This is a genomic window from Thermopirellula anaerolimosa, from assembly GCF_054657335.1.
In genome coordinates this window covers 175,573-199,534 of sequence record NZ_BAAHYX010000004.1, presented here as the reverse complement: position 1 = coordinate 199,534, position 23,962 = coordinate 175,573, and the positions used below count along the sequence as shown (strand labels likewise).

Sequence of the window (23,962 nt, the reverse complement as noted above, 5' to 3'; positions counted from 1 at the left end):
ATCCAGCCACGTCGCCAAACCAGTCGAAGGACGAAACTGCCCGGCCCTCGCGAAAAATCTTCGCCAAATTGCCCACCCGGCACCGGATGCCGCGAGCAACTTTTCCATCATCACCGGGTTCGGCGTTTCAAGCTTAGTCGCCGGGCCGCGTTTTTTCAATCAGGGTCGTTCGACTCTTGAGCGTTGAGGGGGCGGCTTTGCGTGAGCTTCGGCGACGAGCTTGCACAGTGTTGACTGCGAATGGGTTTACGCCGTCCGTCTCCGGCCTTGGCGGCGGCGTAGGTACCGCACTGGTATACGCCGCAGAATTCGACAAACGACAAACGGACCCTAGGGGGGGTAGGCTGATTGGAAGGTGTTTTGGGTCCATTCTCGCGAGAAGGATGGCGACAATTCCCGACGTATGCGTCCGGAGCAGTGGATCTGCCGAGCCAAGGCGCCGGCGGATGGACAGTCCTAAGAAAACATGCCAAACGCTGCGGGGGCGGTAAAGAGTCAATTCGTCCAAAATCCAAAACAAAAGTCCGCGCACGGTCGCGCGAGGCAAAGTGATATTGCGGTGAGCGACGGCGTCGGTGGATATCGGCCGCTAGTTTAGAAATCGACGCCGAAAATCGATCAGCGCTTCGACGACGGGCTTGGGCTGCCGGGTGATATCCCAAAGTCCGCCGTGAGGAAACTCGTGCGGTTCGGCGTCTCGTAATTGGCACCAGAAAAATCCGCGTACGAAGCTCTTCGTGAGGAGGATTCGCAGCCACAATCGGGTCCATTCCGCTTGCGCCGCCTCGCTCCATGGAGCGGTTTGAATCCGGACGTCTCCCGGGGCGAGGGGATCGACGTCACAGCGACTGGGTGCGCAGAATCGCACGATCAGGGGCAGCCCGAGTTGGCCCCAGAATTCCAGTTGCCGGGACACGTCGAGTCCATCTCGCAAGAGCGTGCCGCGATCGTAGCCCAGGTGCGTGTCCAACACGATCTGCGATAGACCGACACCTGCCCGAATCAGGGCGTCCAAGACGATCGGTGCCGGGAATTCGCAGGCTTGTCGCCCCAGGTCTTCGAGCCAGGGTTGACGCACGGAGACGGCGATCGGCACGCCGGGGCTTAGGTTGCGGATGTGTTGCACCACGCGTGCCGCGAAGTTGGCCAGGAATTCATCGCTCCAACCGAACGGATTGGCCGGTCGGAGCGGTCCGACCGCTTCCCAGAGATCGACCTTGCCGCGATAAGCTCGCAGGAGTGCGGTCAAAAACTTCAAAGCGCGGCGCTGGATTTCCTCCGCGGGAATATCGGCCGTAAGCCAGTCGGGCAGTTCCTCGGGCAAAAGGGAGATGAGCGGTCCCACCGACCGAGGGCGGCGCTGTTCGCGACAAAGATAGAGCAGTCGATCCAAGAGGTCGAACGTGAATTGCCCCTCTTCCGGTTCACAATCGCGCCAAGTGACCCGAAGCATCGCCGCGTTCGAGAATTCGTCGAGCAGTTTCCGCTCCTCCGCGGATAACACGGTGCGACCTTGCTCGACACCGCACCAGATTGGGCGATGCGACTGACGCATGCGGATGGCGGCAAGAGCTTGATCGATGAACGCATCCAGTGCCGTCTCACCTGCCCGCACCGCCAGTTCCAAAGCCGCTTGAGCCAGTTTCCGCGATCGTTCGCTATCCGAACGCAGGACGACGGCTTGAGCGAAGCAGGCCGCGGCTTCGCTTGCCGTTTCCTCGGCTGCCGTCGGCGATTGATAGCCTAGGGTCTTCCAATCGCTGATCTGGTTGAGAAGGCGTCCCACTTTTCCTCGGGCAAGCTCAAGAGGCAAGGCATAGGGACGTTCCCGTTCGATCAGTGTTCCGGTGCTGACGGCCAGGGTTCCCCTATCCGCGACCGGCCACGGAAGCGTGAGCGCCGCGGATTGGTCCACCGAACGCACGATTTCGAGGATGTCGCCGTTCCACGAAACCCTGCCCGGCCACGGGATGCAGTCCCAACCGGCGAGGTAGGCGAGGGCCGATCGATTCGGCTCCATGCACTCGATCGGTACTGAAAATCGCATGCATCCCATGATGTTTGGAGCAGCAGGCTGGGTGCGGTAAGGCGAGCCGAATACGGCCGATTACTCACTTGGTCCCCGAAACGTACCGTACGTCACGGTCCCGGGGCGGGCTTTTCGGCCCCTGAATCGACTTCTTGGGGACTGCGTGATCCCTTTTCCAGATACACCGCCAAGACGGCCAAATCAGCGGGTGTAATGCCGCTGATCCTTCCGGCCTGAGCAAAGTTCCACGGACGAATGCGGCCGAGCTTTTCACGGGCCTCGGCGCGGAGATGAGGGACGCACGAATAATCCAAATCCGCGGGGATTCGCTTGCGCTCCAGGCGTCGTTGACGTTCGACCGCCGCATCTTCGCGCGACAAATAGCCGGCATATTTGATATCGTAGATCACGGTTTGCGCCACATCGTCGGAGAATTCTTTCAACTGCGGGTAATCATCGAGGATGCCGGTCCATTCGGTGTCAGGCCTGGCCAAGAGGTGCTCCAGCGGAACCCCCTGCCTCCGATAGCTTGCCAGGGCCGTTCGTAGGGCTTCGATGTCGGTCGTTTTTCTCTGAAAGGCGCTCCATCGGTGGTCATCCACCAGTCCCAATTCTCGGCCCAGCGGCGTCAAACGCCGATCCGCGTTATCGTGACGCAAACGTAGTCGATATTCCGCGCGACTGGTAAACATGCGGTAAGGTTCGTCCACTCCGCGCGTCACCAAATCATCGACCATGACGCCGAGGTAGGCTTGTTCGCGACCGAGGATCAGAGGCGGTTTTCCCTGGAGTTTCAACGCGGCGTTGGCGCCGGCGAGCAATCCCTGGCCCGCGGCCTCCTCGTAGCCCGTGGTGCCGTTGACTTGCCCCGCCAAGAACAACCCCTCGACCAACTTGCTTTCCAGTGACGGTTGCAACTGCTCGGGCGGCAGGTAGTCGTATTCGACGGCGTATCCGTAGCGGAGAATCTCGGCGCGCTCCAGGCCGACGATGGCCCGGATCACGGCCTCTTGGACGTCGCGCGGCAGGCTCGTCGCCAAACCGTTGACGTAGACCTCGCGGTTCATCCGCCCCTCGGGTTCCAAGAATACTTGGTGCCGCTGACGATCGGCGAACCGGACGATTTTGGTCTCGACCGACGGACAGTAACGGGGACCGGTGAACTGAATCTGGCCCGTGAACATCGGCGCCCGATGCAGATTCGCCCGAATGATCTCGTGGACCGTCGGATTGGTGTACGTGATCCAACAAGGCAACTGCGTCTGTGTGATGGCCGGGGTCAGGAAGGAAAACGGAACCGGGTCTTCGTCTCCCGGTTGCAACTCCAGTCGGTCGTAGTCGATGGTTCCGCCGTGAAGTCGCGGCGGCGTGCCGGTCTTGAACCTCGACACGGAGAACCCCAACTCTCTGAGTGAGCGACTGATGCCGTACACGGCGTCTTCACCGTCGCGTCCGCCTCGCTGCGTGTTCTCTCCGAAATGGAGCAGACCCTGCATGAAGGTGCCGGCGCACAAGACGACGCAAGGGGCGCGATACACGGCGTCGCCGCGGACGGCGGCACCGGCGATCCTTCGGCCCGTTGCCGACGTCTCCACCACCAGAGATTCCACGGTCTCTTGACGCAGAGTGAGGCGCGGTTGATTGAGACAGTGGCACAGCACGGTTTGATGATAGGCCCATTTGTCCGCTTGAGCCCGCGGACCGTGCATGGCGGGTCCTTTCCGTCGGTTCAGCAATCGAAATTGGATGCCCGTCTCGTCGATCGCGCGAGCCATGACACCCCCGAGAGCGTCGATCTCTCGCACGATGTTGCCTTTGCCGACACCTCCGATCGAGGGGTTGCAGCTCATCTTGCCCACCGTGTCGAGGTTGGTGGTGAGCAATGCCGTGTGCGCGCCCATTCGCGCAGCGGCAAGGGCGGCCTCGATCCCCGCGTGGCCGGCTCCGATTACCAAAACGTCGCAGTCGTACACCAAGGCCATCTTTTTGCGTTATCCAAAGGCGGAGAGTCCGCGCTCAGGGCCTCTCCGTAATTCGTTGAGAACTTTTGATTCTACCCCTGATTTTCGATTTGGACCACGTTCCCACGCCATCCCGACGCAATGAGCATCGTACCGATGGCCCGCCGAAATTGGATTGCATAACATTAGGCATGCTGGACGCGCTCGATTGGAGGCGCGCGGAGCAGTTGTATTCGGTCAATGCGGTCGGCGTGGGAGGATCATTCCATGGTGTTGCTCGAGTTCAGTATGTATCCGCTGGATCACGGCGAGAGTTTGAGTTCGTACGTTGCGCGGAGTTTGGATATCATCGACAAGAGCGGTTTGGATTACCGCTGCCATGCGATGGGCACCATTCTGGAGGGCGAGTTCGATCAAGTGATGGACGTTGTACGGCGCTGCTTCGAACGAATGGCCGAGGACTGCAATCGGATCGAATGTGTCATCAAACTCGATTACCGGCGTGGACATTCCGGGAGACTGACGGCGAAGGTCGCCGGAGTGGAGGCGAAATTGGGCAGACCCGTCAAGAAGTGAAAGGGAAGCCTGTTTCCGGGGGGGCCTCGCGGTTTGCGACGGAAAGACGAAGATTCTTTCGCGTCGTTCATGGTCAACGGTCCGCCCGCGAGTCCATCGGTTTGAGGAATCCGACATTGGAGAGGCGATAGCCGGAAAAATCCCATGATTCGATGGTTTTCCCGACGCGATGCGGCAACTTCCGAGATGGCGGTGGGCACGGAAACGGGCAAGGGCCCGGCGGTTCCGACGTCATTGCTCCGCGCGCTTCGGCGGATCGTGGGGGCCGAAAGTCTCATCACGCGACCGTCGGAGTTGATCGTCTATGAATGCGATGGATACACGCTGGAAAAGGAAACGCCGCCCGCCGTCGTCTTTCCGATATCCACCCAGGAGGTGGCCGAGGTCATTCGGGCGTGCCGCGGGCACGGCGTGCCGGTCTTGCCGCGTGGAGCGGGCACCGGACTGGCAGGGGGCGCTACTCCGCTTCACGGGGGCGTCGTGATTTCGCTCGCAAGAATGAAGAACATTTTGGACGTGTGCCTGCGAGATCGCATGGTGCGCGTTCAGGCGGGCGTACTGAATTTGGAACTCAGTGCCGCATTGACGGGCACCTATTGGCATTTCGCACCCGACCCCTCCAGTCAAGTGGCCTGCACCATCGGCGGCAATATTGCGACCAATGCGGGGGGGCCGCACACACTGAAGTACGGCGTGACGGTCAACCACATCTTGGGCTTGACTTGGGTAACCGGGGAAGGCGATGTGCTGGAAGTCGGTCCCGAGGTCAACTCCGCGGAGTTCGATTGGATCGGTCTGCTGACCGGGTCCGAGGGCACGTTGGGAATTGCGACGGAGGCTTGGCTTCGACTGACGCCGCTGCCGATTGCGCATCGAACGTTCCGCGCCATGTTCGATCGCGTGGAGGACGCGGGCAACGCCGTCAGCCGAATCATCGCGGCGGGTGTCATTCCGGCGGCCATGGAACTACTGGACCGCGGAATTTTGCAGGCCCTGGAAGAGGCCTTTCACTTCGGTTTCCCCGATGACGCGGAGGCCGTCCTCGTGGTGGAGCTGGACGGGATGCCGATTGCGCTGAATGAGCAGGAACGGATCGTCCTTCAGTTGTGTCGGGACTGCCATGCCAAGGAAATACTCTCGGCATCCTCCGAAGAGGAACGCGCGCTTTTGTGGCGTTGTCGCAAGTCCGCCGTGGGCGCCGTGGGGCGTCTCAGTACCGGCTACTTCATTCAAGACGGCGTGGTGCCGCGGACTCGCCTGCCCGAGTTGGTGCGGAGAGTCGCCGACATCGGCCGCGAATCCGCGGTGCGCATCGTGAACGTGGCGCATGCCGGAGACGGCAATATTCACCCTATTCTGCTTTTTGATGAACGAAAACCCGATGAAGTTCGCCGCGCCATGGAGGCCGGTCGTGCGATTTTGGAGGTTTGCATCGAGCTTGGGGGGAGTATCACCGCCGAGCACGGTGTGGGAATCGAAAAACTGCCGCTCATGACGACGCTTTTTTCCGGCCATGATTTGGATGCGATGTGGCGAGTCAAACAAGTCTTTGATCCCGACCGAGTCTTGACGCCGGGCAAGGTTTTGCCGCCCCGTAAAACCGGCCCGGCCCCGATTGCAAGCTAAGCGGTTAGGACGAGCCAGACCTGTGACATGCATCACCGCAAGCGGCCGAGGTCGCGATTCTCGGGCGGAAATCAAGGGGACGGTTGGCCTTCAGACACGGTTGCCATGAACACTGACGTTATACACGAAACCGCGTCGCCTACGTCAATCTCGGAGGCGGCGGAGATCATTGCCCAGGCCGCCCAAGAGAGGCATTCGGTGTATTTCCGCGGGGCCGGTACGCACTTTGAATACGGTTGCCCGCCCGGTCGTGCCGGTCTCGTGCTGTCCACCGGCGCTATGCAAGAGGTTGCCGAATACTCTTATCGGGACTTAACCATTACCGTCGGCTGCGGCATGACTCTCAAGCGACTCGGCGAGATTCTGGCCCAACAGTCGCAGTTTCTGCCCATCGACTTCGTGTTTGGGGGTGAAAGCACGATCGGCGGAACCGTGGCCTGGACGCCGCCGGGACCTCGCTCGTACCGCTGGGGAACGCTGCGGGATTACGTGTTGGGCATACGGGCGGTGGATGGGACGGGCCGAGCCTTCTTTGCCGGCGGCAAGGTGGTCAAGAACGCGGCGGGCTACAATGTGACGCGTCTGCTTACCGGTTCATGGGGGACGTTGGCCCTTATTCTCGAAGTCACCTTGATGGTGCGACCACTGCCGGAGCGATTGCGGGTGTTGAGTTGGGTCGTATCGAATAAGACCGACCTGGAGCGGCTTTTGGATTGCCTGATCGCCAGTCGTAGCGAACCGGCGGCGGTCGAGGTACTGGGCGGCCCCAGTTGGGAAAATGATCGCTGGTTGAGGGTCGGCGATGATTCCGATCAAGTCCGAGTGGCGGTCGTTTATGAAGGCTCGTCGGGGGAAGTCGACGCCTGCTGCGAAGAGTTGCGCCGGGAATTGTCCGAGGCGGGACTGAAAATCGAGGACGAGCTTCCCGCCGATAGTTACGCCTCGCTCTCGCATTTTCTCGCGGGTGTTCCGCGTGCTCCGTGGGTGTATGAATTGTCGGTCCGTCCCAGTCGCGTGGTCGCGGCCCTGGAGCAGTTGCGGCACCTCCGCCCGCGAGCGTCATTCATCGGTCATGCGGGCTTGGGACGAATTTTCGTGTTTTCGGATGAGGACGTCGCCGGTTTGACGGCGGAGGCGATCGGGCGTTTACGCAATGCCATGGCGGCTTTGGGGGGGCATCTGACCGTATTGCGTTACTCCTGGGATCAATCTTGGAATCGGGAAGACTTGTGGCGACCGAGCGTCCCGGCGTCGCGCCACATGCAGAGGTTGAAAGACCAATTCGACCCGCACAATGTCCTGAACCCCGGGCGGTTCGTCTTTCCCCCGTAGTCGCCGGGAACGGAGTGCGCGATCCTCGGCCCGGTAGCTGCGATTTTGCGGCATAACCCCAGGAGTTGACGCTTCGCATTTCGAATCGAGTTTCAACGCGGCATGAATGACCAATCGCAACCCCTATTATTTCCTCACGGCGATAACCAGCCCGGACAGGCGCCGCCGTTGCCGGTCAGTATTCCCGAGGATCGAATCCTCAGTTGCGTTCACTGCGGACTGTGCACGGCGACTTGTCCGACCTACACGCTGTTGGGTGACGAAAACGACGGTCCACGAGGGCGCATCTATTTGATGCGCGCCGTGGTGCAGGGACGCATGCCGGTAACGGAGAGCGTGCAGACTCATCTGGATCGTTGCTTGGATTGTCGCGCGTGCGAGACCGCTTGCCCGTCGGGAGTGGAATACAGCCAAATCCTCGAACCGTTCCGATTGGCGACGGCCCAAGTCACCCCGGCTTGGAAGCGCCGCATGGATTGGTTTCGCCAATTGGTATTGTTGCGAATTTTCCCTTACCCGGATCGAATTCGTCGCGCGCTGATGCCGGTGCGATTGCTTCAAAAGGCGGGCTTGTACGATTCGCTGGAGCGGATGGGGCTATGGGATTTGTTGCCCCCGCGGTTGCGGGCCATGCTGACCTTGGTGAACGCGCCGGTGCCGTCGGGGCCGACGTTGCCGAGTTTTCTTCCGGCGAAGGGGCGCCGCCGGGCTAGAGTCGCCTTCTTCGTCGGATGCGTGGCCGACGCCATGTTTCGGCACATTCACTGGGCGACGATCCGCGTACTCCAGGAAAATGGTTGCGACGTGCTGGTTCCCAGCGGCCAAGTGTGTTGCGGCGCCATTCACTATCATGCGGCGGAGGAAGAAGGTGCGAGACGCTTGGCCGATCAGAACGTGCGAGCCTTTCCCATCGACGAAGTGGACGCGATCATCGTCAACCATGCGGGTTGCGGCGCGATGCTAAAGGAGTACGGCCTTCATTGGCATGACGAACGTACCGCCGATCGCCGGAAGTTCGCGGAAAAGGTGCGGGATATCAATGAATTCTTGGACCGTTTGGGCTTTATTCCCCCAATCCATTCGATCGATATGACGGCGGCGTATCACGACGCTTGTCATTTGGCGCATGCGCAAAAGGTCGTTGCGGAACCGAGGCGTCTGCTGAGTCAAGTTCCCGGCTTGCGGTTAATTCCGTTGCCCGAGAGTAATATGTGCTGCGGTTCCGCCGGAAGCTACAATCTGTTCCACCACGATCTGGCTTCGCGGTTGGGCCAACGCAAGCTGGAGAACATCCTGCGGACCGGAGCGGATGCAGTGTTGGCCTCCAACGCGGGTTGCCTGCTCCAGATAGAACGCGAAGTTCGCCGGGCACGGGCGCCCGTTGCCGTGCTGCATCCCATGGAATTGCTCGACGCCTGCTATCGCGGAGAGAAACCGCGGGGTATCGGTCGAGTCGGCGAAAACGGTCGGTCGCGGCATGTTTGACCGTTGTGCGTACCGCTTATTTGAAGGACCCATGAGCGGCCCGTGGAAGGCTGCTTAAGGCTGTCGAGTGAGAATCTTGGTTAGGGCTTCCACAAAAAAGTATTCTCCCCACATCACGGATTCGTCGACGCCCAGATTCTTCTTGGTGTGATAAACGCCGTGCTTGAGAATGCCTTCCCAGCCGGGCGTATCCGTCGCCAGATACTCGGGATCGAGCAAGGCGTCGATCATGACCAGGGCCGTATTGCGATAGATCACCGCTCGCTCGGGGACCGTGGTCTGAGTTGCGAGGTCCAGCAACCCGCCGGCCGCGATGGCGGCGGCGGAGCTATCCTTCTGTGGACCCCAGGGCAACGGTGCCGTTAAGTCGGCGTCGAAATCCCAATAAGGGACCTTATCGTCCGGTAAGTGAGTGACCCAAAACTCGGCGTTGCGCTCCGCCACTTCCAAGAATTCCTTTTCGCCGGTCAGGGCGTACACCTTGCTAAACCCATATAAGGACCAAGCCAAACCTCGGGCCCAACGACTGTCCGGGCGGAGGCCTTGGTGCGTGCTTTGTCCCAGGAATTCCCCGGTCTCGACGTCAAAGAGACCTTCGTGCGCGGTCGAACCGTCCTCTCGAACCAAGCGGTCGCGCGTGGTCCGGCAATGCTCCGCTGCGATGCGGTAAAGATCGGCGTCGCCGGTCTCCCGTGCCGCGAAGAAAATCAGCGGTACGTTCATCATGATGTCGATGAAGAGGCTTTGCGGCCCGATGAACGAGCAGAGGTAGCGTCCCTTGGGCTGGAATCGTAGGGAGAGCGTCCGTCCCGCCGTGATCAAGACATCCAACAAATCACGGTCACCGGCTTCTTGGTACCAGGGCAAGTAGGTATTCAGAAAGATGAAGCCGAGGTCGTGGACGTTGCGGTCGAGTTTTCGATGTTCCAACAGTTTGGAATAGTGAATGGCCCGAGATCTCCATTCTTGCGAACCGGTACGCAACACGAACTGCCACATCATCCCGGCTAAGAATCCGCCCGTCCAGTCGGTCCAAAGCTCCCCTTCGTGATGCCATTTGCCTTGAACCGTGTAAATGGGGAAGAAGTCCGGGTGGTTCCGGATGAGCCGATCGACCTGCGTCTCGGCGAATTGCAGGGCTTGTCGGTGGCGGTTCACATCGGGGATCAAGGGCATCGCTGGGGCCTCCTTTTCCGCGGGTGGTCTCGCAACTTCTCAACGAGTCCACCTATCCTACAACATGCGAAGCCGCGACGAAATCCTTGCGTAGAGTCCCGAGATGCCGGACCCTTGACCGCTTGCGGACGGAAAACTTATAAAAAGGCATAGGGCGCGTTGAAGAGTTCCGATTATTCGGTGTGGCTCGCCGTGCGTAAGCTTTGCATCCTTCTCGGGCCGGTCGTTCAAGGTCGAATACGAGCTCTCAAGTGATCATTGATCTGCACAAAGCGGAAGAACCGCGAGACATCGTTCATCGTTGCGTGCAGGCACTGGCCGAAGGGCGACTGCTGGCGATTCCAACCGAAACGGTCTACGGTTTGGCGGCTTCGGCGCTTCGCCCCGATGCTCTGCAACGAATTGTGCAGATCAAGAACCGCGATCCCAAAAGCCCCTTCGCTCTGGCCATCAAGGACGCCGATGAACTTTGGGACTACTGCCCCGACATGTCCCCTATGGCGTGGCGTTTGGCACGGCGTGCTTGGCCGGGACCGCTGACTTTGGTGCTGCCCGAATCGGCCCAAGGCGGGTTATCTCGGGCGTTACCGGAGGAATCGAGGCGGTTGGTGTGCCCTAACGGGACGCTGGGATTTCGAGTTCCGGATCATTGGGTGGCCGCGTCGATTCTACGAATGACCAGCGGTCCGTTAGCTCTGACCAGCGTCAATCGGAGCGGAGAGCCTCCGGCGATCTCCGGTCGTGAAATCGCGGAAGTATTCCCGGAGATAGATATTATCTTGGATGACGGGCCGACTCGGTACGGTACGGCGTCCACGGTGGTACGTGTGAACGGCGACAGGGATTGGGAAGTGCTGCGTGCCGGGGCGCTTTCGGAAAAGTCTTTGCGGACCCTTGCCGCCGCTGCGATTCTGTTCGTCTGCGCCGGAAATACGTGCCGCAGTCCCATGGCCGAGGCCCTGTGCCGAAAGCTCTTGGCGGAGAGGCTGGGTTGTAATCCGCAAGACTTGCCGGAAAAGGGGTTTGTGGTGTTATCGGCGGGTTTGCACGCTCAACCGGGAGGACAAGCCACCGCCGAGGCGGAGACGGTAGTTGAGGAATGGGGGGTAAGCCTTCGCGAGCACGCGGCGCAACCCGTAAACCCGTCCATCCTGCGGTATGTCGATCGCATCTACGTCATGACGCGAGCCTTGAGGGACGCGTTGGTTGCGTCCTTCCCGTTTGCGGCCGACCGGACGGAATTGCTCAGCCCCGACGGATCGGACATTGAAGATCCGTACGGTGGAACGGTCAAAGAGTATCGACGCTGTGCTTGTATGATCGAGAAAGCGATATCGGGCCGCTTGGATTCCATCCTGGTGTTGGCCTAATAGAATCAACGATCCAACTCGCGTCGCCGAGTATCCCGGTACCGTCCGGGGCGGCGACGTTGCGGAGCTTCAAGAAAGATGCGAATCGCAATCGGTAGTGATCACCGCGGCTATCAGATTCGGCCGCGAATCGTGGAGTGGCTGCGCGAAAAGGGGCATGAAGTGATCGATGTGGGTTCGCACTCCCAAGATCCCGTCGACTATCCCGACATCGCCGAGGCGGTGGCGACGAAGGTGAGCCAAGGCGAGGTCGATCGGGGAATACTGTTGTGCGGGACAGGCTTGGGAATGTGCATCGCGGCGAATAAGGTGCACGGGGTGCGTGCGGTGCCCTGCCACGACGATTTGACGGCCGAAATGAGTCGCCGGCACAATGACGCCAATGTCCTGTGCCTCTCCGCTGATTTGCTGGGAGAACGACTCTTATTCCGCGTGGTTGAGATCTGGCTCAATACGCCTTTCGAGGGCGGACGGCACGCGCGTCGTTTGGACAAGATCGCGGCCATCGAAGATGAGATTGCCCAAGAGATCTGTTCAAAAGAAAAAAAGGATGGCGGCACGAGGCCGTCTGCGAATTGAGTACGGGTGAGTTGTCGTAGCGACGTTGCCCAACCGGACCTCTGTGTTGCCCCCGCTTTTCGGCTAGGGCAATGCGGAATCGCGCCCCACACGCCACGCATAGCGTTGTCAGCGGTCGTGCCTATCCTGCGAGCCTGCGTGGACGTCTTATCCTGCGCGAACAAGACCGCTTTGCTCGTCCTCCTCGATGGGCACAGGCCGGCGATTCCAGCCATTTTTCCCGATTGATCTCCGTTGTATTGTTCGTGATTCCGAATCCGAAGATTTACCGTCTGTTCGGAATATGATGCAGGCGATTCGGAAGCTCAAGAAATCTTTGGCTTCAGACGACTTGCGGTCGGTCAAATCTCGAGTAAAGTCGATATGGAGGGACTCGGTTGCCCGGCAATGAGGCGACCGGCAAATGGCTGTGTTCTTCGCGGCGGTCGAGTCGGCCTTCGGAAGCTCCTTCGATTCTTGCAACAAGGCGGTAGGCGATGGGGGATCATTTGGGTCGTGAACCGGACGAAATCGATCTGCTCGTTCGCAATGCCGAGTTGCGCAACGAGCTGGAACCGTATTACGACGACTCGATCTCCCGCGTGAACATCCATCGTTTGCCGCTGGCCGTCGAAAACGAATACCTGGCCTGCATGTTGGCCTGGGAGATGGCCCCGGTTCTTCCCATCTACCGCTGGTTCGAACCCGAGTTGCGACTTCCTCGCCCCGAAGTCCTCAGCGACGAGGAATTGCGACGAATTCTTTGGGATACCATCGACCGTCTTTTCGAGAAGCGGATCGTCCTGGAGTTCACGGACCACCTTTCCGATCGAGAACTCTATCGCCTGATTTACCGGGACATCCTCCCGGCGAGGGAGAAAAAGCTCGATTTGCGGAATAATTACCTGCATTGGGATTGCGCGTTCGCGAACGGCGACCCGGAAGTCTGGCTGCGATATTACGCGACGGAGGAGGAGCGGGAAGCGTGGGCGGCCATGTACCGCCAACCATTGCCTCCTCGTGAGAGGCCGCCCTACCCGCGAAGACTGCCGCAAGCCCCGATGTGACTCTTGCTCCGCGCGAGGACGGTGGCGATCCCGCTGCGAGTCGGACTCTCGGCCGACTTTGGACATCGTGTTTGAGCGCGCCCGGTTCGGTCGCGGTTTGTTCGCGATAATCGTCAAGGGGCGACGGACCGGCGTTTTGCCGGGCCTCGTTCACTCCACGGTCACGCTCTTGGCCAGATTCCGCGGTTTGTCCACGTCGCAACCTCTTGCGACGGCGATGTGATAAGCCAACAATTGCAGCGGAATGATAAAGACGATCGGTTGGAGAAAGTCGGCTACCGCCGGGACCTCGATCAACTCATCCGCCAACTTGGCGGCACCGGTATCCCCCTGCTCGACGACGGCGATGATGGGGCCGCCTCGCGCCTTGATCTCTTGCATGTTCGCCAAGACCTTCTCGTAAACCGGCCCGCGCGGCAGCAAAAAGACGCTGGGAGTGTTTTCATCCACCAGGGCGATCGGACCGTGTTTCATTTCCGCCGCCGGATAACCCTCCGCGTGGATGTAGCTGATTTCCTTGAGTTTCAGCGCCCCCTCGAGCGCTGTGGGAAAATTGAACTGCCGCCCCAGGTAGAGGAAATTGTTGCAGCGGTAGTAGCGGTCGGCGATGCGACGGGCCGCCGTATCGCTGCTCAATGCTTGGCGAACTTTGTCCGGCAAGTTGCGGAGGTTCTCGATGATGCGCAGCCCCGCCTCGAAACTGAGGTGGCGAAGCCGACCGAAATAGAGGGCCAGCATGGCCAGCACAAGGCACTGCGATGTGAAGGCCTTTGTCGAGGCGACGCCGACTTCGGGACCTGCATGGAGATAGATTCCGCCGTCCGCCTCCTGAGCTATGGTGCTGCCGACCACGTTGCAGATTGCCAAACTAAGGTGTCCTTTGCGTTTCATTTCGCGCAAGGCGGCGAGGGTGTCGGCGGTCTCGCCGCTTTGCGTGATGGCGAAAAGCAACGTGCGGTGATCCATGGGAGGATTGCGATAGCGGAGTTCGCTGGCGTATTCGACCTCCACGGGAATGCGAGCCAAGGTCTCGATTTGATACTCGCCGACCAAACCGGCGTGCCAACTGGTGCCGCATCCGGTCAATACGATGCGCTCGATTTGCAGGAGTTGTTGCGGCGACAACTGGATTCCCCCGAATTTGGCGGTGGCGAAGTCGGTATCGATGCGACCCCGCATGGCGTTTTCCAGCGACATGGGCTGCTCATGAATCTCCTTGAGCATGTAGTGCCGGAAACCGCCGGAATCGACGTCGTCCGCGGAGACCTGAAGTTTCTGCGGACTGACGTTTACCGCTCCATCGTCGCGGTGGAAAATCCTCACGGAGTCGGGAGTAAGGATGGCGGTTTCGTGGTCCCTCAGATAGATCACGTTGGTCGCGTGTCCCGCCAAGGCCGAGGCGTCACTGGCTACGAAATGCCCGCCTTCCCCCACGCCGCAAATCAGGGGGCTTCCCAGACGCGAAGCGACGATCACGTCGGGAAAGTCGCGAAAGACCACGGCCAATCCCCACGTGCCGCGGGCTTCGCTCAAAGCGGCTTGTACGGCCCGCACGAGCGGTTGGTATCCGCGTCGAACGATTTCCTCGGCGCTCAAGCCGGTACCCTTAAGGCATTCCGCGATGAGGTGTGCGAGGCACTCGCTGTCGGTGTCTGAGAGAAACTCATATCCGAGGGCCGAGAGGCGTCGGCGCAGGGCATCGAAATTTTCGATCACACCGTTGTGGACCAGCGCCAGCATGTCGCCTCCGCCGAAATGCGGATGAGCGTTGGCGGAGGTCGCGGGACCGTGGGTTGCCCAGCGCGTGTGTCCCAAGCCGCAGGAACCTTGCGGCACGGGATGTCCGAGTTGCTCCTCCAAATTACTGATTCGGCCGGATGTTTTGACTACATTCAAACGGGGCGACTGTCCGGGACGACTCAAGACCACACCCGCGCTGTCGTAGCCGCGATATTCCAACCGCCGTAAGCCCGTCAGGAGAAAAGGAGCGACGTTTCCGATCCCTGTGCAGCCCACGATACCGCACATTCTTGCTACCTCCGTTGAGCTTCTTATTATTGTGTTTCCGTGCAAGCGGCTTGAGTCACGCGACAAAAATCCGACGGAGCATTAAGCAATCCAGACGCTTTAGCTCGCCGCGATTTTTGCGCGCCATGCGCTGTCGGATTGCCAAAAGTTTAGCGTCTGTTCGGATTTCGGAGCAGACGAAAATCTCGACAATCCCCTCGAAGGGCGGGGGCCTTGTGATTTTTTTGGGGAGTGCGGAACGATTGTGTTGGTCATCAGGAGTTTGAGATTTGCCCAGAATCGACTAGATTTTTGAGATGCTTGTCCGTCGCAATGCGGCTGGTGGATTCGCGCTCGACGAGCCGCACGTTTTGGATGATTAGCACGGATGGGAAGAATGAGTAGTAATGAAAGGGGACAAGCTTCGTTCCGCGAGCCTTGGAGTTGCTGATGACGGCCCACGTTGAGCGTTCCCATGCCTGGAAATTGCCGCGACGGATCTTGATCGGAATGCTGATAGGCGTCAGCCTTGGGTTGGCCGCGAACCTGCTGGTGTCATCATCCAGCGTCGCGCCCTCCTGGTTGGGAATCGGTCCGGACCAATTGGACGGTCTGATTCGGAACGTGAGCGAGCCAATCGGAAAGATTTTCTTGCGTCTGATCTTTTCGATTGTCTTGCCGCTGGTGTTTTCGGCCTTGGTTTTGGGTGCTGTAGAACTGGGAGATTTGCGAAGATTGCGAGCGGTGGGAGGGGTTGCGCTCTTTTTTACGGGCCTGTTGTCCTTGTGCTCGGTCCTTATCGGTATTGGATTGGTGAATTGGATACAGCCTGGCCGGTCGCTGACGACCCAGCAGCGGGAAATGTTGAATCAAAAATATGCGGGATCGGCAGAAGACGCGATCGCCGCCGCCCGGCAATCCAAGCCTTTGCGCGTCATTTTGCTCGATTTGATTCCGGAGAATCCCCTCCAGGAGATGGTGGGGGCCCTGGACGGCTCCTCCAAAGGCAATGGCATGTTGGCGGTGATGATTTTCGCCCTGATTTTCGGCACCGGAATGGCAACAGTGGGGACCCAGGCCCAACCTTTGGTGCAAATGTTCGATGCGTTGTTCGCCGTTTCGATGCGGGTCGTGCAGTGGGCGATGGCGCTGGCGCCTGTGGGAGTCGCTTGTCTGATGTTTGGGGCCGCGGCGCGATTAGGCTGGGGCCTGTTCGTTCCGCTGGCCGCTTTCGTTTTTGTGGTCGTGCTCGGATTGGCCCTGCAAATGTTCGTGGTCTATCCCGCCATGCTTCTTGTCGGCGGCAAGAGGAATCCCGTCAACTTTTTCGCTGGAATCGGGGAGGTCATTGTTGTGGCATTTGGGACGTCCTCGTCCAATGCCACGCTTCCCACCGCGCTTCGAGTGGCCGAGACCGAACTGGGGATTCCCAAGAACGTGGCGCGATTCGTGCTGACGGTCGGGGCTACGGCCAACCAAAACGGCACGGCGCTCTACGAAGGCGTCGTGGTCCTCTTTCTGGCCCAAGTCTTCGGCGTGGAGTTGTCGCTGTTACAACAACTTTTGGTTATTTTGATGGCCGTGTTGGCCGGAATCGGCACTGCGGGGGTGCCGGGCGGTTCGCTGCCGGTCATCGTCATTATCATGCAGAGCGTGGGCGTTCCAGCCGAGAGCATCGGAATCATTCTCGGTCTGGATCGCTTCCTCGATATGTGCCGTACCGTAGTGAACGTGGTAGGCGATTTGACCATTGCGGAATGCGTAAAAGCGAGAATCCCGGAGGACGCTGCTGAGCAATCGCAAGATTAGGGCAGGTAAAATGCTGTTCATCCGGATTTTCGAGATTGGCGACGCAATTTTGCGGATATTTAAGCCTGCATGAGCCGAGGCAAAATGAAGCGCCACACGCCGCAATTCGGAACAAAGCCGGTGTGACTCAAAGGATGGCTGTGATGTCCGACGAGATGGAATCCTGCCGAATCGATTTGACCTCGGAACCCTCGCGGTCGAACGAGAGGATGCGTTCCGGAAAGCCGTTTCTCGGTATCCTCTTCGAGTGTTGCGGCGTCTATGCCCGTATTTATCTCAACCGTCAGGGAACGGCATACGAGGGACATTGCCCGCGATGCACGAGGGCCATTCGCGTCCGGGTGGGGCCTGACGGCGTGAACTCCAGGTTCTTTACCGCCCGCTGATTGCCGGATTGGCGATATCGGACTCGTCGTAGGCGGGAGTCTTCCGCCGCGGCCTCGGCAATCTAGGGACACTGCCGCCCCTAATCCCCCGATGCTGCAACCGTCCCCGGCCTTCACCCTATCCGTCGATCTTGGGCTTTAGTGTGACGACACTTTGTGCCCCTGGAAACGCGGGCAAGTTAAGAGTATCTTAAAATCTTTGTGAACTTAATGGATTCAGTTGTCTCGGTCTAGGTTCGTCATCTGAGGGCTGGAGCGCGGGGATAGCCCCGCGAAGACGGTATTGCGATAAGGGACCGGTGTTTTCCATGATCGTCGGCATTCCCCGCGAAGTTTTCCCCGGCGAGCGACGGGTATCGCTCATACCGGCTCAGGTTGGTCCGCTTGTGAAGGCGGGTTTTGGTATTCGAGTGGAATCCGGTGCGGGCACTGCCGCCGGGTTCGCGGATAACGAGTACGCCGACAAGGGTGCTCAGGTCGTCTCGCGAGCGGAGGCTCTTGCGGCGGACGTCGTGCTCGGCGTCCGCTGGGACGTGCAACAGGATGTGGCTTCCGAGGTGCTCGCAAACGCACGGTCGGGCCAAATCGTAATCGGCATGTGGGATCCTTGGAATCATCGGGATCTCATTCAACGCTGGGCGGAAAAGGGAGCCGTGCTATTTGCCCTGGAGTTGCTCCCTCGTATCACTCGAGCCCAGAGCATGGACGTGCTTTCGTCGATGGCCACGCTTGCCGGCTATCGCGCGGTCGTGTTGGCGGCGGCGGCCCTACCCCGCATTTTTCCCATGCTGATGACGGCAGCGGGAACGTTGACGCCGGCCAAGGTGTTTGTCATCGGCGCGGGAGTGGCCGGTCTGCAAGCCATTGCCACATCCCGACGACTGGGGGCCGCCGTGTCCGCCTACGATGTGAGACCGGCCGTGAAGGAGCAAGTGCATAGCCTCGGGGCCAAGTTCGTCGAATTGGAATTGGAGACGTCCGCGGCCGAGGACAAGGGCGGGTACGCGAAGGAGTTGGGGGAGGATTTCTATCGCAAACAGCGAGAGATGATGGCTCGCGTTCTTGCCCAATCCGATGTCGTGATCTCGACCGCCTCCATACCGGGCAAACGGGCGCCGCTGCTCATCACGGCCGAAATGGTGCGTGGGATGCAGGCCGGTTCCGTGATCGTGGATTTGGCGGCGGAGCGCGGCGGCAATTGCGAATTGACCAAGGCCGGCGAAACCGTTGTGGAAAACGGCGTGACCATTCTGGGACCCGTCAATCTGCCTGCGGAAGTACCGTACCACGGCAGCCAAATGTATTCCAAGAATATCACGACGTTCTTGCAGCACCTGGTGAAAAACGGTGCCGCACAATTGGATGCGGACGATCAAATCATCCGCGAAACCATGTTGTGTCGTGACGGGCGGATCGTCCATGCCGGGCTGTCCGGTGCGTGATGGTGAGAGCGGATGTCGGACGGCCGAATATCGCTGAACCGCCGGTTTTCTCCATTTCGCGGTTGCGAGTCCGGCCAATCGGGGCGGGAAAAATCGGAAGCGTTTAGGAGGTGGTTATGTCAGCGTGGTTGGATTGGGTTCTTCTCGCCGAGCAGGCCGCTTCCCCCGTCGAGCAAGCGTCGAGCTTGCCGCTGAGCTTGGCGATCACGATTTTCGTGCTCGCGGTATTCGTGGGCTTTGAGATTATCACCAAAGTTCCGCCGACCCTGCACACGCCCTTGATGTCCGGGTCCAACGCCATCTCGGGGATTACGGTTGTGGGGGCCATCATAGCGGCGGGCGCCGGTCACTCGATCGTCGCCACCGTTTTAGGCACGTTGGCCGTGGCCTTGGCGACCATCAACGTGGTGGGTGGATTCCTGGTCACCAATCGCATGTTGCATATGTTCCGGCGGAAATCCAAGTGACGCGAAGATTTTTCGGCACATGGCGCGGCGGCGCCGTGAGGGCCGGTTAAGACGTCTCGATTTACGGATCGGGGTCCGTCCGCCGCACGACGGAAGCCGGTGTTTTGGCGAGAGCGAGTTTGCCGTGGATAAAGCTTCCATCATCAACCTGTTGTATCTGCTGTCATCCGTTTGCTTCATCATGGGCATTCGGGGCTTGACTCACCCCCGGACCGCCGTCCGCGGTAACGGCATCGGCGCCCTGGGCATGCTGATCGCCGTGATCGCGACTTTAATGCACCAGGATGTGATCGAGTATACATGGATCATCGTGGGTTTGGCTTTGGGCGGGTTGATCGGTGCGATACTCGCTCTGCGAATCCGCATGACCGCCATGCCGCAGATGGTCGCTTTGTTGAACGGTTTCGGCGGTGCGGCTTCGGTCTTGGTCGCCGGGGCCGAGTTGGTCCGCTCGCCCCCTCCCGCCCTCGGGGATGTGGCCGTCGCCACCTACGCCTCGGCCGTCATCGGCTCCGTGACTTTTTGGGGAAGCCTCTTGGCGTTCGCCAAGCTGGAGGAATACAAGGCCTTTCGGCAGCCGATCCGCTATCCTTTGTTGCAGCCGATCAATGCGGTCCTCGGCCTTTTGGCACTGGCGTTGGCGGCCTGGGGCGTGATGGAGCCGAGTTCGGTCGCGGCGTATTGGCTGGTCGTCTTGGCCGCTTCCATTCTCGGTGTGACGCTGGTCAACCCCATCGGCGGGGCCGACATGCCGGTGGTTATCGCCCTGTTGAACTCTTACAGCGGTCTCGCCGCGGCGGCCACCGGTTTCGTGTTGGGCAACTCCGTGCTGATCATCTCAGGATCGCTGGTGGGAGCATCGGGGATCATTCTCACGAACATCATGTGCAAGGCGATGAATCGCTCCATGACGAACGTCTTGTTCGGCGTGTTGCAACCCGGCGAGGATTCGCCCAAGCAGGATGAGGTGTACAAAACCGTCAAATCGGCCTCCGCCGAGGAATTGGCCCTGCTGTTCGATTCGGCATCCCGTGTGGTCATCGTACCGGGCTACGGGATGGCGGTGGCCCAGGCGCAACACGCCGTCCGAGATCTGTATCACCTCTTGGAGTCTCGGGGGATCGAGGTGCTGTTCGCCATTCATCCCGTCGCCGGGCGTATGCCGGGCCACATGAACGTGCTCTTGGCGGAAGCCGAAATTCCCTACGAGAAGCTCAAGGAAATGGACGAGATCAACCCGGTCTTCGCGGAGACGGACGTCGCGGTAGTGCTGGGAGCGAACGATGTCGTCAATCCGCTGGCCAAGACGGATCCGCACAGTCCGATCGCCGGAATGCCCATCCTGGATGTCGCCAAGGCCCGGACGGTCGTCGTGATCAAACGGAGCTTGAGCCCAGGGTTCGCCAACATCCCGAATCCGCTCTTTGCCGCCGAAAACACCCTGATGTTCTTCGCGGACGGGAAAAAGGCGGTCTTGGATCTCATCGCCGCGTTGAAGGAGTGAACTCGTCTTGCGGGAGAGGCGATTGGCTCGGTTTTGGATTCGTCTGGGGCGGGCGAAGTGCGGCGTTGTTACTCAATCGAGCGGCAACAGCAATTGCCGAGGGTCGGATGCGCTAGGGCCGTCGTCTGATAGCGAGCCGATTTGTCGCCGCAGCCACCGCAGGACAATGGCCGCCAGCAAAGCGATTTCTTCTGGGGAGAGGTCGCGCCCGCGCGGAATGCCGTGCCATCGCTGCACGCACTTGCGGCAACACGTCGCCGTGGCATGTTGAGCGACGAAGACGGGGTGTCCGCGCCACGGGGTCTGCCTGCCGTCGTTCCGCGGCAAGGCTTCGCCCAGTCGGGCGCGGATGATTTCCTCTGCGTGGCGAGCGACGGCATCCCATCCCTTGCGGCCGAGATAGGCCCGATCGGCCTCGGAAAGCCTGAAACCGGCGCGGAAGCGACTTTGCGCCAATCGGTCTAGTCGCCGATCGATGAGGTCCTTTCGGTGATTTTGGTGCAACTGCTCGCGAGGCGTTGTCATGTCGTACCTAGGGCTGAACCTTCATCGCGCGGCCGCGATTGCTCGCTTCGCCGACGCAAAACCATGGGAGACCGTCGGAAGGCTGCGGAGCAGGTTTCGCGTTTTGACATAGGGCATCATAATGAGTAGGCCGGTTGCTGGGAAGTTTCCTTGGGGCTTGCCGCATTGCGCCGGATACCGCGTTGAATAAGGAGGCTGAGCGTCCATGCTCTCGGTGGCTCAAGTCGTGGACTTTTTGGAATCGTTTGCGCCGTTATGCCTGGCCGAAGAGTGGGATAACGTGGGGTTGCTTGTCGGCAGCCTGGATCGCCGGGTACGCAAGATCATGACTTGCTTGACCTTGACGGAGCGGACAGCCCGGGAAGCGGTTGAACGCGAGGCGGGTTTGGTTGTGACGCACCATCCCCTGCCCTTTCGCCCGCAGCGCCGGTGGACGACGGAAACGGCAACCGGCAGCGTCTTGTGGGATTTGGCCGCGGCGCGGGTATGCGTTTTCAGTCCCCACACGGCCTTCGACTCCGCATCACGGGGGATCAATCAGCTTTTGGCGGAAAAGATCGGGTTGCAAGACATCCGACCGCTGATAGCGAACGAGGAGACTCCGGAGCTGGGTGTCGGTCGTCGAGGAATGCTACCCGCCGAAATGTCTTTGCTGGAATGCGCCCAGCTTGTCAAGAACGTTCTCGGAATCAAATTCACGCGCGCAGCAGGCTCGCCCCAGATGAAGATTCACAACGTGGCTGTGGGATGCGGCGCGGCGGAAGATCTGCTGGAAAAGGTCGCAGAGGCGGGATGCCAGGCCTTCGTGGTGGGAGAAGCCCGCTTCCACAAGTGCATCGAGGCGGAGTTTCGGGGAATCGGCTTGCTGATGGTGGGACACTACGCGAGTGAGCGCTTTGCCGTGGAGCATCTGGCGAGCGTGCTTCAAGAGCAGTTTCCCCAAATCGAGGTTTGGGCGTCCGCCTCCGAGAACGATCCGATCCGGTGGATGTAGCGAGCAATTGTGGGCGGGCGGATCCGCGGAGGTTGTTGGAATCGTGCATATCGGATGCCCAGCGGTGCCAAGCGTTCCGAACGACGAGGGCTGCTCTCGCGTATTATGAATTAGTTAACGAATAGTTGATATTATTTTGCCGCGTGGCGGCACTTGTTGAGGGCGGTATGTTTGCGTGGCCTCTGCCCGCGTCATTCAGGCCGGCGGGTGGGCGAAAGTGCCTGTCGCGGCGGGGGTCAAGCGATTAAACTGAAGGACTTGGCGTCAGCGGAGGTGTGGGTCAGGTCGGCGTCGGCGTGGGACGGGCCTGGGATATCTCGCGGAGGGGGAGACCTCAACCGCAGAACGGCGGTGAGGCGGACGCCGTTTTCTATTGCCCCGTACTAGCTTCGGAAGGATCATCTTCAGCATGAATCCCGGAGTTCCCAATTGGGCCACGGCATCGGACGAACTGAGGCAGGTGTATGCCGTCATCCAGGCCGAGATGGAGGAAATCGAGGATGCCCTCCGCCGTGAACTGAAGAGTAATTGCCAGTTCATCGATCGCATGCTCAAGCACGGTTTCCAATTGGGGGGAAAGCGTCTCCGCCCGGCGCTGGTGGTGCTGGCCGGCAAGGTCGGCGGTCGGATCACGCCCGATCACATCACCATCGCCACGGCCATTGAGTTGGTGCACACGGCGAGTTTGATCCATGACGACGTGTTGGACGAGGCGGTCATTCGTCGGCATCTGGATACCGTGAATGCCCGATGGGATAACGAGGCCAGCGTACTATTAGGCGATTATTTGCTCGCACGCGCGATTTGCTTGGCCGGTTCGCTGGACACCATGGATGCGTGCCGCGAAATCGCGAAGGCCAGTCATCACATGTGCCACGGGGAACTGCGTCAAATTGCGACCCGGGGACACTACGAACTGGGGGAAGACGAGTACCTGAATATCATTTCCGAGAAGACGGCGTCGCTTTACGCCGCTTGCGGACGATTGGGTGCACGGTACGCAGGCGCAGATCCCGACGTCTGCGAGCGTTTCGCCCGGTTCGGCATCAACTTGGGGATCGCGTTTCAGATCGTGGACGACATCCTCGATATTTGGGGCGATGAAGGCAAGATGGGCAAGTCGCTGGGCACGGACTTGTGCAAGCAGAAGCCTACGCTGCCGTTGATCTATCTTTTGGAAAGCCTTGGGGAGGCGGAGAGGTCGGAGGTCGTGGCCACGCTTCGCGATCACCGCGACGGATTCCGAGCGTCGATTCGGAGTTGGCTTGTTCAGACCGATGCGATGGCACGGGCCGAGCGCAAGGCCCAGTCCTTTGTGCTGAAGGCGTTGGAGGTCCTAGATCCGCTCCCGCAGAATCCTGCTACCGCGGCGTTACGACAGTTGGCCGAGTTCGTCTGTCATCGCGAACAGTGACCCACACTGCCCTTCCAAGAACTCGGTTTCCCCACCCTCCCCTGCCACCTTGGGCGGTGCCGCGCGCAATCGCAACCGGCGTGGGTGCACGGAGACGAAACGGCATTGTTGACAAGCAACTCAACAAGCCGACACGACGCAGAAGAGACCAAGTGGGCGGCACTGGGCTCGAACCAGTGACCTCGACCGTGTGAGGATCGCGCTCTAACCAACTGAGCTAGCCGCCCGATTTTG

General features: G+C 59.9%; 19 protein-coding genes and 1 tRNA gene. 14 read left to right on the top strand and 6 right to left on the bottom strand.

The annotated features are described in order from the left end of the window. Nucleotides 1-589: 589 nt before the first annotated feature. Both ACYQ6J_RS01435 and mnmG read right to left on the bottom strand, forming a co-directional pair. Nucleotides 590-2,020, bottom strand: a complete 1,431-nt coding sequence (locus ACYQ6J_RS01435; RefSeq protein ID WP_460182407.1) for a hypothetical protein — start codon at nt 2,018-2,020, stop codon at nt 590-592. A 119-nt stretch (nt 2,021-2,139) separates the two neighbouring features. Further along, on the bottom strand, nt 2,140-4,011 hold the full coding sequence (gene mnmG / locus ACYQ6J_RS01430; protein ID WP_460182406.1) for a tRNA uridine-5-carboxymethylaminomethyl(34) synthesis enzyme MnmG: 1,872 nt from the start codon (nt 4,009-4,011) through the stop codon (nt 2,140-2,142). 246 nt (nt 4,012-4,257) lie between these two features. On the opposite strand from mnmG, the gene ACYQ6J_RS01425 reads away from it, so the two are divergent. From ACYQ6J_RS01425 to ACYQ6J_RS01410, 4 genes are all read left to right on the top strand, one after another. Beyond that, on the top strand, nt 4,258-4,566 hold the full coding sequence (locus tag ACYQ6J_RS01425; protein ID WP_460182405.1) for an MTH1187 family thiamine-binding protein: 309 nt from the start codon (nt 4,258-4,260) through the stop codon (nt 4,564-4,566). Between the two features lie 144 nt (nt 4,567-4,710). Next, the gene (locus tag ACYQ6J_RS01420) at nt 4,711-6,192 is read left to right on the top strand and encodes an FAD-binding oxidoreductase (RefSeq protein WP_460182404.1); all 1,482 of its coding nucleotides are present in this window, start codon (nt 4,711-4,713) and stop codon (nt 6,190-6,192) included. 105 nt (nt 6,193-6,297) lie between these two features. Further along, nucleotides 6,298-7,524 carry an FAD-binding oxidoreductase gene (locus ACYQ6J_RS01415; RefSeq protein ID WP_460182403.1) on the top strand — a complete coding sequence of 409 codons (1,227 nt, stop codon included), beginning with the start codon at nt 6,298-6,300 and terminating at the stop codon, nt 7,522-7,524. A gap of 102 nt (nt 7,525-7,626) precedes the next feature. After that, nucleotides 7,627-9,009: a (Fe-S)-binding protein gene (locus ACYQ6J_RS01410; protein WP_460182402.1), complete on the top strand. Its 1,383-nt coding sequence runs from the start codon at nt 7,627-7,629 to the stop codon at nt 9,007-9,009. A 54-nt stretch (nt 9,010-9,063) separates the two neighbouring features. On the opposite strand, the gene ACYQ6J_RS01405 is transcribed toward ACYQ6J_RS01410, so the two are convergent. Then, on the bottom strand, nt 9,064-10,185 hold the full coding sequence (locus ACYQ6J_RS01405) for a glycoside hydrolase family 88 protein (protein ID WP_460182401.1): 1,122 nt from the start codon (nt 10,183-10,185) through the stop codon (nt 9,064-9,066). Nucleotides 10,186-10,436: 251 nt separating this feature from the next. On the opposite strand from ACYQ6J_RS01405, the gene ACYQ6J_RS01400 reads away from it, so the two are divergent. The 3 genes from ACYQ6J_RS01400 to ACYQ6J_RS01390 all read left to right on the top strand — a co-directional run bounded on the left by ACYQ6J_RS01400 (nt 10,437) and on the right by ACYQ6J_RS01390 (nt 13,180). Continuing rightward, nucleotides 10,437-11,555: an L-threonylcarbamoyladenylate synthase gene (locus ACYQ6J_RS01400; RefSeq protein WP_460182400.1), complete on the top strand. Its 1,119-nt coding sequence runs from the start codon at nt 10,437-10,439 to the stop codon at nt 11,553-11,555. Between the two features lie 78 nt (nt 11,556-11,633). Then, entirely contained in the window at nt 11,634-12,134 is a 501-nt protein-coding gene (gene rpiB, locus ACYQ6J_RS01395; protein ID WP_460182399.1) for a ribose 5-phosphate isomerase B, read from the top strand. Nucleotides 12,135-12,610: 476 nt separating this feature from the next. Continuing rightward, nucleotides 12,611-13,180 (top strand): hypothetical protein, encoded by a 570-nt coding sequence (locus ACYQ6J_RS01390; RefSeq protein ID WP_460182398.1) that lies wholly within the window; start codon nt 12,611-12,613, stop codon nt 13,178-13,180. A 150-nt stretch (nt 13,181-13,330) separates the two neighbouring features. On the opposite strand, the gene glmS is transcribed toward ACYQ6J_RS01390, so the two are convergent. After that, nucleotides 13,331-15,208: a glutamine--fructose-6-phosphate transaminase (isomerizing) gene (gene glmS / locus ACYQ6J_RS01385; protein WP_460182397.1), complete on the bottom strand. Its 1,878-nt coding sequence runs from the start codon at nt 15,206-15,208 to the stop codon at nt 13,331-13,333. A 429-nt stretch (nt 15,209-15,637) separates the two neighbouring features. On the opposite strand from glmS, the gene ACYQ6J_RS01380 reads away from it, so the two are divergent. From ACYQ6J_RS01380 to ACYQ6J_RS01360, 5 genes are all read left to right on the top strand, one after another. After that, nucleotides 15,638-16,996 (top strand): dicarboxylate/amino acid:cation symporter, encoded by a 1,359-nt coding sequence (locus ACYQ6J_RS01380; RefSeq protein ID WP_460182396.1) that lies wholly within the window; start codon nt 15,638-15,640, stop codon nt 16,994-16,996. A 143-nt stretch (nt 16,997-17,139) separates the two neighbouring features. Continuing rightward, nucleotides 17,140-17,382 (top strand): hypothetical protein, encoded by a 243-nt coding sequence (locus ACYQ6J_RS01375; RefSeq protein ID WP_460182395.1) that lies wholly within the window; start codon nt 17,140-17,142, stop codon nt 17,380-17,382. 308 nt (nt 17,383-17,690) lie between these two features. Next, the gene (locus tag ACYQ6J_RS01370; protein ID WP_460183297.1) at nt 17,691-18,824 is read left to right on the top strand and encodes a Re/Si-specific NAD(P)(+) transhydrogenase subunit alpha; all 1,134 of its coding nucleotides are present in this window, start codon (nt 17,691-17,693) and stop codon (nt 18,822-18,824) included. A 116-nt stretch (nt 18,825-18,940) separates the two neighbouring features. Continuing rightward, nucleotides 18,941-19,291, top strand: a complete 351-nt coding sequence (locus ACYQ6J_RS01365) for an NAD(P) transhydrogenase subunit alpha part 2 (protein ID WP_460182394.1) — start codon at nt 18,941-18,943, stop codon at nt 19,289-19,291. Between the two features lie 124 nt (nt 19,292-19,415). After that, nucleotides 19,416-20,795 (top strand): NAD(P)(+) transhydrogenase (Re/Si-specific) subunit beta, encoded by a 1,380-nt coding sequence (locus ACYQ6J_RS01360; RefSeq protein ID WP_460182393.1) that lies wholly within the window; start codon nt 19,416-19,418, stop codon nt 20,793-20,795. Nucleotides 20,796-20,867: 72 nt separating this feature from the next. Here ACYQ6J_RS01360 and ACYQ6J_RS01355 read toward each other — a convergent pair whose 3' ends face one another. Beyond that, nucleotides 20,868-21,320 (bottom strand): DUF4186 domain-containing protein, encoded by a 453-nt coding sequence (locus tag ACYQ6J_RS01355; RefSeq protein WP_460182392.1) that lies wholly within the window; start codon nt 21,318-21,320, stop codon nt 20,868-20,870. Between the two features lie 205 nt (nt 21,321-21,525). Here ACYQ6J_RS01355 and ACYQ6J_RS01350 point away from each other — a divergent pair, with 205 nt between their 5' ends. Then, nucleotides 21,526-22,314, top strand: a complete 789-nt coding sequence (locus tag ACYQ6J_RS01350) for a Nif3-like dinuclear metal center hexameric protein (protein WP_460182391.1) — start codon at nt 21,526-21,528, stop codon at nt 22,312-22,314. Between the two features lie 409 nt (nt 22,315-22,723). Next, a complete protein-coding gene (locus ACYQ6J_RS01345) occupies nt 22,724-23,728 on the top strand; it encodes a polyprenyl synthetase family protein (RefSeq protein ID WP_460182390.1) in 1,005 nt (334 codons plus the stop codon). A gap of 153 nt (nt 23,729-23,881) precedes the next feature. On the opposite strand, the gene ACYQ6J_RS01340 is transcribed toward ACYQ6J_RS01345, so the two are convergent. Further along, nucleotides 23,882-23,955, bottom strand: a tRNA-Val gene (locus ACYQ6J_RS01340). Between the last annotated feature and the right edge of the window lie 7 nt (nt 23,956-23,962).